Origin of the sequence: Tardiphaga robiniae, assembly GCF_001618955.1 — a bacterium.
Lineage (GTDB): Bacteria > Pseudomonadota > Alphaproteobacteria > Rhizobiales > Xanthobacteraceae > Tardiphaga > Tardiphaga robiniae_A.
The window spans coordinates 43,807-55,987 of sequence record NZ_LVYV01000008.1; the positions used below are offsets into that span (position 1 = coordinate 43,807).

Annotated in this window: 15 protein-coding genes; 5 read left to right on the forward strand and 10 right to left on the reverse strand. The window is 58.9% G+C overall.

The window, feature by feature from the left end; translation table 11 throughout:
• Positions 1-443 precede the first annotated feature (443 nt).
• The 4 genes from A4A58_RS30270 to A4A58_RS11355 form a co-directional block, all read right to left on the reverse strand.
• Positions 444-884: a hypothetical protein gene (locus A4A58_RS30270; protein ID WP_139069837.1), complete on the reverse strand. Its 441-nt coding sequence runs from the start codon at positions 882-884 to the stop codon at positions 444-446.
• A gap of 476 nt (positions 885-1,360) precedes the next feature.
• A complete protein-coding gene (locus A4A58_RS11340; protein ID WP_068731977.1) occupies positions 1,361-2,821 on the reverse strand; it encodes a hypothetical protein in 1,461 nt (486 codons plus the stop codon).
• A gap of 133 nt (positions 2,822-2,954) precedes the next feature.
• On the reverse strand, positions 2,955-3,296 hold the full coding sequence (locus tag A4A58_RS11345) for a DUF952 domain-containing protein (RefSeq protein ID WP_068732106.1): 342 nt from the start codon (positions 3,294-3,296) through the stop codon (positions 2,955-2,957).
• 407 nt (positions 3,297-3,703) lie between these two features.
• Positions 3,704-4,069 carry a hypothetical protein gene (locus tag A4A58_RS11355; RefSeq protein ID WP_068731981.1) on the reverse strand — a complete coding sequence of 122 codons (366 nt, stop codon included), beginning with the start codon at positions 4,067-4,069 and terminating at the stop codon, positions 3,704-3,706.
• A 472-nt stretch (positions 4,070-4,541) separates the two neighbouring features.
• Between A4A58_RS11355 and A4A58_RS11360 the strand changes: the two genes are divergently transcribed.
• The 3 genes from A4A58_RS11360 (at position 4,542) to A4A58_RS11370 (ending at position 6,636) form a co-directional block, all read left to right on the forward strand.
• The gene (locus tag A4A58_RS11360; RefSeq protein WP_068731983.1) at positions 4,542-5,591 is read left to right on the forward strand and encodes a YeeE/YedE family protein; all 1,050 of its coding nucleotides are present in this window, start codon (positions 4,542-4,544) and stop codon (positions 5,589-5,591) included.
• Positions 5,592-5,724: 133 nt separating this feature from the next.
• Positions 5,725-6,153, forward strand: coding sequence for a hypothetical protein (locus tag A4A58_RS11365; RefSeq protein ID WP_086937028.1), 429 nt, complete (start codon positions 5,725-5,727; stop codon positions 6,151-6,153).
• A 30-nt stretch (positions 6,154-6,183) separates the two neighbouring features.
• On the forward strand, positions 6,184-6,636 hold the full coding sequence (locus A4A58_RS11370) for a DsrE family protein (RefSeq protein ID WP_068731987.1): 453 nt from the start codon (positions 6,184-6,186) through the stop codon (positions 6,634-6,636).
• Between the two features lie 108 nt (positions 6,637-6,744).
• On the opposite strand, the gene A4A58_RS11375 is transcribed toward A4A58_RS11370, so the two are convergent.
• The 3 genes from A4A58_RS11375 to A4A58_RS11385 all read right to left on the reverse strand — a co-directional run bounded on the left by A4A58_RS11375 (position 6,745) and on the right by A4A58_RS11385 (position 8,735).
• On the reverse strand, positions 6,745-7,854 hold the full coding sequence (locus tag A4A58_RS11375) for a YeeE/YedE family protein (RefSeq protein ID WP_068731990.1): 1,110 nt from the start codon (positions 7,852-7,854) through the stop codon (positions 6,745-6,747).
• A gap of 69 nt (positions 7,855-7,923) precedes the next feature.
• On the reverse strand, positions 7,924-8,301 hold the full coding sequence (locus tag A4A58_RS11380) for an ArsR/SmtB family transcription factor (protein WP_068731992.1): 378 nt from the start codon (positions 8,299-8,301) through the stop codon (positions 7,924-7,926).
• A gap of 35 nt (positions 8,302-8,336) precedes the next feature.
• Complete coding sequence (locus A4A58_RS11385; protein WP_068731994.1) at positions 8,337-8,735, reverse strand: thioredoxin fold domain-containing protein; 399 nt, start codon at positions 8,733-8,735, stop codon at positions 8,337-8,339.
• A 49-nt stretch (positions 8,736-8,784) separates the two neighbouring features.
• On the opposite strand from A4A58_RS11385, the gene A4A58_RS11390 reads away from it, so the two are divergent.
• Positions 8,785-9,528 (forward strand): cytochrome c biogenesis CcdA family protein, encoded by a 744-nt coding sequence (locus tag A4A58_RS11390; protein ID WP_068732108.1) that lies wholly within the window; start codon positions 8,785-8,787, stop codon positions 9,526-9,528.
• Between the two features lie 20 nt (positions 9,529-9,548).
• Entirely contained in the window at positions 9,549-10,145 is a 597-nt protein-coding gene (locus A4A58_RS11395) for a SoxW family protein (protein ID WP_068731996.1), read from the forward strand.
• Positions 10,146-10,153: 8 nt separating this feature from the next.
• Here the strand turns inward: A4A58_RS11395 and A4A58_RS11400 are convergent, their stop codons facing one another.
• From A4A58_RS11400 to soxA, 3 genes are read right to left on the reverse strand one after another with little or no spacing between them, the layout of a single operon-like run.
• A complete protein-coding gene (locus A4A58_RS11400) occupies positions 10,154-10,654 on the reverse strand; it encodes a GlcG/HbpS family heme-binding protein (protein WP_068731997.1) in 501 nt (166 codons plus the stop codon).
• Between the two features lie 22 nt (positions 10,655-10,676).
• Entirely contained in the window at positions 10,677-11,303 is a 627-nt protein-coding gene (soxX, locus tag A4A58_RS11405) for a sulfur oxidation c-type cytochrome SoxX (RefSeq protein WP_068731999.1), read from the reverse strand.
• A gap of 11 nt (positions 11,304-11,314) precedes the next feature.
• Positions 11,315-12,139, reverse strand: a complete 825-nt coding sequence (soxA, locus tag A4A58_RS11410) for a sulfur oxidation c-type cytochrome SoxA (protein WP_068732001.1) — start codon at positions 12,137-12,139, stop codon at positions 11,315-11,317.
• Positions 12,140-12,181: the final 42 nt, after the last annotated feature.

A 12,181-nucleotide genomic window follows, 5' to 3' on the forward strand; every position in this document is an offset into this window, starting at 1 on the left:
CGTTTGGAGCATCATCCGAATATCTGGCGGCGTCTCCGGGGGCAGTGCCACTCGTGCCGGGGCCTTTAACGCATCCGGTGCCCACGTTGCGCCTGGGTCAATGGAGCAGCCAAGGAGCGGGAAGGTTGTCGCTATGATTAGGAGCTGGCGCATAGCCAACGGATATCGGGATGCCGTGAAATCGGCAACGCACTTCGTCGTTGTACGGGAGCGAAGGACCACGGTTCGTCCGCTGATACTACAGCCTCCCCGCAAGGATGATGGCGAGATCGACAAGTCAAAACAGAGCTAGCCTGCTATCTGCTTTCATTGAATCGCGCCAGTGGGCGGTCTCGTTCATTTTGGCGACCCTGAGGCAAGCCGGTGGATCGCTTCGAACCAATACGCTGCGCAGATGGCCATGAATCCAACAAGCGCAACAATCCAGAATTTGTCATCGTAAGTCACAGGGCCTGCCGATCTTTCTTAGGATCATCCTTTGGGCCATTGATGAATGCTGCAGCGACATCTAAATGTCGTGAATGTACCACGCGCACGTCCGCGTAGACGATGTCACCGTGTCCGATGGCCGATGGTTTACGACCGAATTTTGCGTCTCTTGTCGGAGGGATTATTGTCATCCGTCCGTCAAGCTTGCCTACTGCAACCCAGTCTTTTTGCCAAAGGCGATCTCGCAGATATTCATGACCAGCACCGGTTCGAACCTGATCATCAACGATGCTGAGAATCCCCCACATGATCAAATGCGTTTTTTCGAGCGACGGTCCTCCTCGCGAAACTGGCTCAGTCCTTCCCCATAGCTCCCCAATAGAATAGCCCTGCGCCCATAAGCGATCAGCTGCCTCCTGAGCGCTTGATTCCTGATTTGGTGCCTTGGCAATCATCGTATCTCGCGATCTATCTGTTTCGGCTGCAACGACGTGCCCGTTGCTACTGCTGGTTATCTTGGCAGGTTCGGCGCTGCTATTCCATCCACGCTCAGGTGCCCCACGCAATCTTGCGCGCTATTCCTAGTATACGGGAGAGCTTACCTGGGCCGGTTTACGAATGAGGAAGCGTGGTAAGCCTAAGGCCTAGTGGCTGGTCATCATCACCCGGCACGGCCGTTTGTAGGCGCGACAATGACTATCAAAGTTCCCGAAATCGTTATTGGAACAGGCCTTGCCAGCACCTGCTGGGCTCTCGTCTGGATACATGTGCCGCCGCGGTGTGTCGTCACCGGATGAAGGCGATGCTGTGGCGCTGTGTTTCTCGGGGGCGGAAGGCGGCGCATATGTCGCGGTCAGCAACTTCAATCGGAAGATTGAGTATCCGACGCATGCGGTTGCGTAGCGGGTGATGGATTATCGACTTTAGAGTTTCAATCGAGATCTTGAATATGAGCATCAGGGAAACGCGCAGTTTTCAACTTGTTGTAGCAAGCAACTTCAAGCACTGCGACGTCTGACTTCGGTGAAGAGCGTTCGCATGCCGCTATTGTTGCTAGATCCTTCTTTGGCATTAATACGAAATTGATGTGATCCTGGTTCGGCAACGTATCAGTTAGGATCCGTTCTCCTTCGATCATTGGTACCTTCATGTCGCCGATGGTCATACCGTAGCTTAAATTTCGCGGCCAAAGGGTGCTGATAACGACGGGGCGCTTGTCCTTGTCTTTGATTGTTGCGGTGACTTCCCTTGCTGCGTTCTGAAATTTTACCACATCGCTAGTTCTAAGTAATGAAGGTGACAGGTCGGCGCGTGTCGTCACGAGAGCCAGCGTCAAACAGGCGACGAGAGCCAAATCTATCCTGCGCCATTTGAGATTTGCAGCCGGCTTTAATTCTAATGAAACATTGACAGCGAAGATGCATAGAAAGACTGACAGCAAAACGAACATGTTTTTGGCGATGGCATAGTCCGATCCCATGCCGAGCCAGAAAGTAAATATTTGCAAGAGCGTATAGCAGCTCGTTCCGAGACCCATGGAAGCCAAAACGAGGCCCGCGCCTTCGTCCATTCGAGTTGATCGCAGAAGTTTAATCGCGGCCCATATTCCGCAACCGATTAACAGGATCTGCGGGCCTCGGTTGCCGAACAGATTGATGTGCGCACCACCTTCGCTCTGGGCTATCTTATATACTTCTGCGGCGAACGGACTGCATAAGGTTGTAACGATGGTAATCGCCGCAAATATCACCAGTCTGCAAATTGCCGAGAGGCTGGGGCGATTGATCGCTAAAATGAGCAAGACGAAACAATATGAAGCTGCCAACTGGGCCGCAGGCAGCAAATGCGTGGCGACGATTAATTGAACGGCGGCGATGACGAAAAGATCGAGTGCTACTGCGTGCCATTGCCTCAGCTTTGCTGCAACGACGAGCATCGTCATGGCTGCGATGGATGATCCAACGACTTGGGCATAAAAGTAATTGTTCACAACCTGCCGGCCGAACAGAGGGCCCCGCATCATGGCGTAGATTACAATTATCACGCAGGCTATCAGCGGAGCGCGCCAATCTATGGCGTACATTATCCGGAATACGACGAAGTAGAAAATGCCGACCGACATCGCGGTGAAAATGGTCATGCCGAAAAGGCCGGATCCGGTGATCAGGCCAACCTGCGCCGCCAGCCAGTGGGAGAGGGGCGGGTAGCTTGTAAGACTTGCTGAGAGGTGCGGGGCGGTGATGCCGCGCCAACCGCCAGCGTCCATAATCGCGCGCACTAGCGCATAGTGCTGCCCAGCGTCACTGCTGTAAGCGTGAAACTCATTGTAGAAGATGCCTGCACACAGCACCGCGATCAGGGCGCAGCCCAGCAATTGTAACCTGAGTGCCATCTTGTGTTCCCCGCCACCGTTTGCGATTGGATCGCAACCTGGGGGCGCGTGCAATAGACAACCCGCATTAACGCTCCCCCGGCCACCACGTCGACCGCGGATATGCCGCGCTGCTGCAGGCAACGGCGGGCGGCTATTTCAAGACCGCGAATGTCCCGTCCGCCCGAGGCGTAAAGTCAATCGTCCCAACGATAGCTTCCAGATCGAGCGGACCGTAAATGTGGGGGTAAAGTTTTCCGTTGCCGGCATCTTCATATCGGATTGGTGAGGTCACCTTGCTTGGATCAATCTTAAGGAGGATCAATCCGTCAATACCGTGATACAAGTAGTTCGCGACCTCAATGACTTGCTCAGGTGTAGAGCAATGGATGAACCCCTCAGTCTCAAAGGTGTTGCCCTTGTAGGGCTGGCCTTGTTGTTCTGCGGCGATCCACACTGATCGCAATACTATGTGAAGAAGCGGTTTTTCGTTCATCTGCTCTCGCTTCAAGCTGCGCGTATTTGCCTCGTTCCGAACGCGCCAGCCTAATTCGATTTGGGGTCCGACGGCGGCTTCTGCAGGTTGGCGGTCTCGGGATCGAAGCCAATAGCGTAGACGTCTAAGACGCCAGCTTCACGCAGCTTCCTTAGCTCGCTCGCCGTCTGATCGAGGGTCTGTACGGTTCCGTAGCAGACCTTCTCCGGCTGCCCGTGAGGGGTCCCGTAGATACTGTAGGCCACGACTGAAGCACCCCCCGTGATTGCTGCGAAAGATTTGCAAACGCTACCGCAGTCATTGGCATGTTGTCTATAAAAATAGACAACTTTGTGGTGGACTGCGTCAACACTTGTGGCCGCCAAGACTTGCGCAGATTGGTCATGACCGGGTGGTGCTAAGCTTGTTCACGCATGCACGCTTCTCATTGGTTTATCTGACAGCCACGAACACACCGCGGCTGGAACTGCTCCGGCTATCGCAACGGGCACATCGAAATATGGCTGGCCCATATAGCGAGCGACAAGCTCGGCCAGGATAGCCGCCACCGGCATCGTCGCGATGAGCCGCACGTAAAGCGGTTGGCCAGAAAGTGCCCAGTCCACTCCTGCCGTCAACCAAGCAGGAATGATGGCGAGCACATACGCAATTCCCACCAGCCACGCCAGGAACCCGATGCCGGGGAAACCATCGCTCAACAACTGATCGGCGGCGATGTAGACGAACAGCACGAGTGGCGGAAACAGCAACGTGAAAATGAGTATTCGCTTCATAAAACCATCTCCAAGATTCATTGGTCTGACTTGAAGAGGTTTTCGTTCAACTTTCTAAGTCGCATGAACTCAGGGTTGCACGGCCGTGCGGCCGGCGGTGTACACCCTTCGCCGAGCCCCGCCGTCCTCATTCGGGAGCGCGGGAGACTAGCCCTTGGTGTTGCTTTGATCGATGAAGCTTCAGATCCGCCTGCTGCGCCCTCCAAAGAACTGAGCGCTATGCCCCGTGTTGAGCCGGGCAAGATCGAAAATGCCGTTTCGAAAATTGGGTGCGAAACACCAGTGCGGCGATCTTTATCGCTCTAAGAGCGATAGTTATTCTGCATCGTGTTCCGGGATATGATGGAATTATGTTTCCTGTTTTTCAGCGTCCGTAGAACTTCCTCCTTTAAATCAGGCTTCAACTGGACCGCTTCTGAAACTGCCAGTAGTAATCCAGCGTCATCACCTCAAAATCACGTTCGGACATTCGATGTTTGCGCTCCCGGTTGTCGTGGGTTTTGCGATTGGCGCCGTTTTCGGCGTGGTCGGCCTGCTGAGCGGGTTCTGCCTCATGAGCAGCCTGCGCGACTGGTGGGCGCATGACGACGGACGAAAGATCCGGAGCTATGCACTGGCGGTTGCCGTGGCGATTGTCGGCACTCAATTCATCGCCGGCGCCGGGATCGTCGAGATCGCCAAGTCGCTCTATTTGCAGCCGTCATTCTCTGCTCCGCTGATCTTCGTCGGAGGGCTGTTGTTCGGCCTCGGCATGGTGCTGTCGAACGGCTGCGCGTCGCGTGCGCTGGTGTTGCTCGGCAAGGGAAATCTGCGCTCGCTGGTCGTCATCGCGATTATCGGCGTCACGGCGCAGATGACCTTGAAGGGGTTGCTCGCGCCGATGCGTCTGTCGATCCTGCAATGGACTCAGATGACGCCGGGCGCGAATTCGGTGCCGTCGCTGCTGGGGACACTCGGCCTGCAGGACACGACCGCGCGTATCGCGGCAACGCTGATCGTCGGCGGCGCGCTCCTCGTCTTTGCATTATCGCATCGTGAGCTTCGTCGTTCGCCGGGGCAGCTCGTGGCGGGGTTGTTGATGGGCCTGCTGGTGGTCGCGGGCTGGCTGACGACCGGTTGGCTTGGCGCCGATGAGTTCGATCCGATCCCGGTGGCGTCGCTGACATTCGTGTCGCCGGCTGCCGATACGCTGCAATTCATCATGCTGTCGACCGGCATGACGCTGAATTTCGGAATTGCGTTGGTGGCGGGTGTGTTCATCGGCAGCCTGCTGACAGCCCTGCTGACCGGACGCTTCGAGTTCGAGGGCTATACGTCGGCACGTCATACCGGCCGTTCGATGGCAGGTGCCGCGCTGATGGGGATCGGTGGTGCGATGGCTTATGGCTGTTCGATCGGGCAGGGGCTGACAGGTGTGTCCACGCTCGCACTGCCATCCTTCGTTGCGGCTGCGGGTATCTTTGTGGGCGCTGCAATAGCGATCCGCGGCCTGGCGCTGCGTCCTGCGTTTGCGGCGCAATAACCCCTCCCAAGTCCGCTTCGTTAGTTTGATTGCGCTGGCGCAGGGCGATTGCTAATCAATCCCCTGATCGTCAGAGGTTTTGCGCGCGATGAATAGGCGAGGGCTGTTTTTCTTTTTGTCGGTCCTTGCGCTGATGTCATTTGCAACAGGCCTGGTCACTGCGCAGACACGGCCCGCGAAGCAGGACGCCGCGCCGGACAAGCCGTTCGCCGAGCATTTCATCGCCTTGCAGCTGTCCGATTCCGATCCGAAGAAAGAACGTCTCGTTCTCAGCGTCGCCAGCAATCTCCTGAAAGCCTATGGGCCGGACAAGGTGGCCGTCGAGGTGGTCACTTTCGGCCCCGGCATCGATCTGCTGCGCGACACCAACGAGCATCGTGCGCTGGTCGATAGTCTGGTGGTCCAGGGCGTACGTTTCAGCGTCTGCGGCAACACGCTGGATACCATCGAGCGGGAGACCGGCAAGCGCCCGGCGCTCAATCCGCATGCGGTGGAAGTGCAGGTCGGCGTCGGCCATTTGCTGGATTTGACAGAGCGCGGTTTCACGATCGTGCGTCCCTGAAATTGCACGTCCCTGAAAAGGAGTTTTGAGATGCGATCATTGTTGAGATCGATTGCCGGAGCCGTCCTGTTTGCGCTGATCGCGTCGTCCGCCCATGCGGCGGGCGCGAAGGAGCATCGTGTCGCCATTCAGGTCAATCAGAACGATCCAGCCCTGATGAATCTGGCTTTGAATAACGCGACAAACGTCATGGAGTTTTACAAGGCCAAGGGCGAGGACGTTCAGATCGAGATCGTCACTTATGGGCCAGGTCTGCACATGCTGCGCGACGACACGTCGCCGGTGAAGGACCGTATCAAGCAGATTGTCGCTGCGAGCTTCCCGTCCAGTGTCAAATTCATCGCTTGCGGAAATACCAAAGAGGGCATGGAGAAGCGTGAGGGCAAGGCGATCAGTGTCGTATCCGAGGCGACGGTGGTGCCATCGGGCGCTGTCAGGCTGATTGAGCTGCAGGAAGCCGGCTGGAGCTATCTCAAGCCCTGACGCTAGAGCCTTATTGGTTCTGATTGAATCAGAACTAGGCTCTAGCTTTTTGTTTTGACGCGTTTTCTTGACGCGAACCGGTCTCCACTTCGCTCGAAAACGCTATGACTACTTGGACGGCGGCGCTTTCCGCGCCAGCAGCATCCAGTTGCGCTGAATGAGGTCGCGCGGGGAGCCGTCGACCAGGATCGCAATGCCGATGCGCGCGCCGAGCACCATGCCGCCAACGGCAATTGGCCAGGATAGCGCCAGCATCGATCCCGCGGTGATGCCCTGACCGATGGTGCAGCCGCCAGCCAGAATGCCGCCGATACCCATCAGGCAGGCGCCGATCAGATGACGGCGCATTTCGTGATCGTCGTCGAAGGCTTCCCAGCGCAGTTCGGCCGCGAACCACGCTGCAGCCCATGCACCGGCAATGACGCCGAACACGCTGCCGACGCCGAAATCGGCGAAGTTCGCGACATTCAGAACCCCGGCATACAGTGCTTTTCCGATCGTCGATACGAATGTCAGGCTTTGCGGGTGGGGCGGACCCGCGAAATCGTCGTTCAATCCTACCGTGACGATCCAGCCGGCAATCGTGAGCAGTCCGAGTGCGACACCGGCAGTGAGCAGGCGCGGCGCGCGGCGCAGGCGCCTGTCGCTGAGCGCCAGCCAACAGAGGCCGCTGCCGACAATGATGGCGAGCGGCACGCGCAGATCGCGGCCGGTCGCTTGCGTCAGCAGCGATGCAAAGTCGGAGCGTATGCCGTCCGGCATCCGGATCGATAGCTGCTCAAGCACGCCAATGCGAAGATCGGCGAACAGTCCGCGCAAGGTCGCATAGGCCGTCGCACCCAACACGAGGATCACGATCAGGCTCCTGAGATCGCCGGTGCCGAGCCGGACCAGCGAGCCGAAGCCGCAGGTGCCGACCATCGCCATGCCGGTGCCGAACATGATGCTGCCGATGATGATAGCAACGAGGGGCAATGCGGTGGGAACGTAAGTGGTGTGTTCCGGTGCAAGAAAGCCGGACAGGATCAGCGCCTGGGTGCCGAGCATCGCAACGCCAAGCGCCAGACCGAAAATCTTGAGGCGACGGTTGTCACTGCCCATCAACGCATCTTCAATCGCGCCAAATGTGCAAAGGCGCGCGCGTCGCACGGCAAATCCCGCAGCAACGCCGATGGCAAAGCCAGCCAGCGCCGATAACCAGGCAGACATGTTCTGCATGGGTTTCCTCCCGATGTGAGGTGCGCTGGCCTTACGGGCCGCGCTCCTCCGCCTGCCGGATCGGCGGCGTTATTTTTTCTTGGTCGGCGCCGGTGTGGCGCAGAAAATATCGTAGATGACCGAGATGACGCTTCGCACGTCGTCATTGGCCAGGCTGTAATAGATCGTCTTGCCGTCGCGGCGGGTCTCCACCATGCCGTCGTAGCGCAGACGCGCGAGTTGCTGCGATACGGCCGACTGGCGCAGCGACAGGATGTTTTCCAGTTCGGACACCGACCGCTCCCGCTCCGCCAGCAGACACAACAGCAGCAGGCGGTTTTCGTGCGAGATCGCTTTCAGGAAATTGCTGGCCTTGCGGGCCTTGCGCATCAACTGATCGAGTTCGGGCGAATATTCCGCGCCGTCCCGCAGTTCGTCTTCGAGTTCGGATGGGATGATAGAAGCCATGGCAGCGTGCGTGTCCCGCGAATGTTTGAAGAGGATCAGGAACGATTGGCGTTGGGCTGTGAATTGCTCAGTCTGGCAGCATACTTCCCGAGCAGGCTCCAGAAGGATTCGTCGTTCATATAGCCGGTGATGCGGCCGATCTCGCGGCCGTTGTCGACGATCAGAAAGGTCGGTGTGAAACGCACCGGCGACGCCAATGCGATGCCGGGCGATTTGTCGCGATCCATATCGATGCGGCGCAGCGGAAGGAGCTTGGCTTCGTCGGTCTTGTCATAGACCGGCGCGATCTCGCGATTCCAGCGCGCGCACCAGACGCAGCCATCGCGCTCGAACATCAGTAGTTCGGACGCATCAGCGATGCGCGGCGACAGCGCCGCAGTCATCACCAACAAAGTCGCGATCAACGAGGTTTTCAGAGGCAATTTCCACGTCATGTGTTACACATACACGAATTTGAATATTTATGCCAGAACCGGATCCGCCGTGGTGTCCTCAATCTCGTTCCTTGGTGCGCTGGGCGCAGGGCTGTTGTCGTTCCTGTCGCCGTGCGTTCTGCCGCTGGTGCCGCCCTATCTCTGCTTTCTGGCAGGCGTCAGCCTGGACAAACTCGACGATCGCAGTGGTCAGGCCGGCTGGCGCCCGAACGGACGCGTGGTCGCGTTGTCCTTTGCGTTCGTATTGGGGTTTGCGACGGTCTTCGTCGCGCTCGGTGCATCGGCATCGCTCATCGGCAAGACGATCACGGCGCATTTCGAGACATTGGGCATCATCGCCGGTCTGCTGATCGTCATTCTCGGACTGCACTTTCTCGGCGTGTTCCGGATCGGGCTGTTGTTTCGTGAAGCGCGCTTTCAGGTGGTCCGCAAGCCGGCCGGATTTCTCGGCGCCTATCTGGTCGGGCTTGCCTTCGCTTTCGGATGGACGCCCTGCGTCGGTCCGGTGCTGGCTGCCATTCTGATGGTCGCAGGCGCCGAAGGTGCGCCGGCGCAGGGCGCGCTTTTGCTCGCCGCCTATGCGCTCGGCATCGGCACTCCCTTTATGCTGGCCTCGCTGTTTTCGGGACCTTTCATGCGGCTGATGGCGCGGCTGCGTCGGCATATGCTGGCTATCGAGAAGGTGATCGGCGCCGGCCTTGTCCTGACCGGTGTTCTGTTTTTGACTGGCGCCATGCCGCGGATTTCAGGTTGGATGCTGGAGACCTTTCCAGCCTTCGGCACCATCGGATGATGCGGGATCGGGAGGATCGAATGTCCAAGCGAGAGTCCATAACTGGCGTGATCACCAGACGGCATGCGCTCGCGGCCATCGGCCTCGGCGTGGTCGGGTTACACGCTGCACCGGCGTCGGCAGAGGCGACGCTCGGTGATGACGGGCTCTATCAGATGGACTGGTATCTGGAGAGCTTCCTCGATCTCTCCGAGGATCTCGCAGGCGCGACCGCCAAGGGCAAGCGCTTCGCTGTGATGTGGGGGCTCAAGGGCTGTCCGGCGTGCAAGCGCATGCATGAGAGCTACATGACCGATCCGAAGATCGAGAGCTATATTCGCGACAATTTCGAGATCCTGCATCTCAATCACATCGGCGCGCGCGAGGTGACAGATTTCGACGGCCGCAAGCGCGGCGAGAAACCTTTCGGCGAATCCTACGGCATTCGCTTTACGCCGACGATCCAGTTCTTTCCGGAGACGACAACGGGACTGGCTGCGAAAAGCGGGCAGGCGCGGGAAGTGGCGCGGATGCCGGGGCTGCTGGAGCCCGTGGAATTTCTGGCGATGTTCCGTTACGTGCGACAGAAGGGTTACGAGACGGCGACGTTTCCGGAGTGGCTGAAGAAGCAGGCTTAGCCGGCAGCTCAGAAATCGAGCTTGTCCTGAATAGCCGCAATACCGGCCTTGGCGCAGGCCTCGTCCGCGTCGCCGCCCGGTGCGCCGGAAACGCCGATAGCGCCCAGCATTGCGCCGCCGCCTTCAATCATGACGCCGCCACCGATGATCACGACATTCGGCAGGTTACGCAGCCCGGCCTGCATCATGCCGGGCTGGCTGATCGCATTGAGCTCGGTGGTGCTGTTGCGGAAACTCGCGGAAGTCCATGCCTTGCCGGTCGCGGTCGGTGGCGTGTGCGGCCCGGCAAAGCGATCGCGCAGCAGGACTTGCGGTGTACCGAAGCGGTCGACCACGGCAACCGCCACCTGATAGCCGCGCTTCTGGCACTCCTTTAGCGCCGCACGCGCGGCGTCGAGCGCCAGCTCGAGCCCGAGGGACTTGTAGCTGACGACGGCTTCTTCCGCCCGTACCGCCGTCGACGAGAGCATCGACAGGACGATGGCAATCCATGCGTTTCGCATCGTCATGGCAATCCACTCTCAGCTTCGGTTACTTGTTGATCGGCGATTCCGGATCGAACAGGAAAGCCACGATATCCTTGATCTGCTGTTCGCTCAGCACCTTGTTGACGCCGAACCGCGGCATGTTGGAGCAGGCGAACACGGCCTGGGAATCATAGACCTTGGTGAAGGCGTTCTTGATTTCCTGCGGATCGTATTTACGGTCCTTGCCGTAATTGGTCAGGCTCGGCCCGAGCGTGCCGTAGCTGACTTCCTTCTGCTCCATCTGGTGACAGGCATAGCAGTTGCCGCCGGCAACGGTGTCGGGCGGATCCGAGAACTGGCCGCCGCGGCCGTTATTGGCAATCTTCGCGCCTTCCTTCCAGTTGCCGAGGAATTTGCCATCTCCGGGATACACCACCCGCGCCAGCTCGCGCGCGGTGATCTTGTCGGCCTCTGCGCTGGGCACCTCGTTGTGATAGGCATTGCAGGTTTTCAGCGTCTCGTCGGGCTCGATCCGGGCCTGCCACTCCGCCGGCGCCTTGCCGAAGGTGGATTTCATATAGGCATCGACGAGAGCAGGATCCGGCGCCTTGGCGGCGATCTGCGCCGATGCGGCTGACGTGAATGAGCCTGCTGCGAGAACGAGCGCGGCGAGTGTCAAAACGCGTTTCATCTCGGAGCTCCTTATCGCTTGATCGACGGAACGTTGAGTTCCCCGGCCACCGCTTGTTTCTGCAGGAAGGAGGTGAGGGCGGTCAGTACGTCCGAGCCGTATTCCGGCACGGGCCAGCGTTGCTGACGGAAGCAATCCCACAGACGATGCTGCATGGTGCGCAGCGCGCCCTGCGAGACGCGGTAGGTCGGCCAGCCGCCCATGGTTTCCTGCGCCGGCTTGCCGGGCTTGGAGAAGTTCGGCAGTCCCTGCAGCCGGATGCGCTTGCCTTCGTCGGCATGGCAGGTGGCGCAGGAGAAATCGTTGACGCCGCCGCGGCGATAGAACAGCGCTTCGCCGACCGCCGCCATCTCCTGCTCCTTGGGATGGCTCAGCGGAATGTCGATCTTCATACCGTTCGACTTGTTGGCGATGTAGGCGACGAGGTCTTCCATGTCGGACGCGCGGCCCGGGCCGGAAAAGCGCCGCGCGATGACGTCCTTGGTATCAAGTCCCTGAATGTTCTGCATGCACCACAACAGGCGCTGTTCGAGATCCATGACCTTGTCGGCATCGGCGAAGTAGCGCGGCAATTGCGCGAAGGCGCCTTCGAGCTTCCCCGCGCCGAGACCGAGATTGCAGGTTTCAAGCGAGACGTTCTTGGTGCCGCGGGCTTCGCCCCACAGCGCTTCACCGCGGTCGACAGCGAGATAGCCGGGGTTGGACATCGGATCCGAGATCATCTCGCGATAGCGTTCGATCTCTTTTTCGCTGGCATCCTGCGCATGAATGCCGAAGCTCCCCGCGCAGAGTACCAGAATGGCCGCTGCCGCTGACCGAATGACGGTCTTCCTCATCTGTCCCCTCCCACATCGCCGTCTGTGCGGCACTTGTGCATT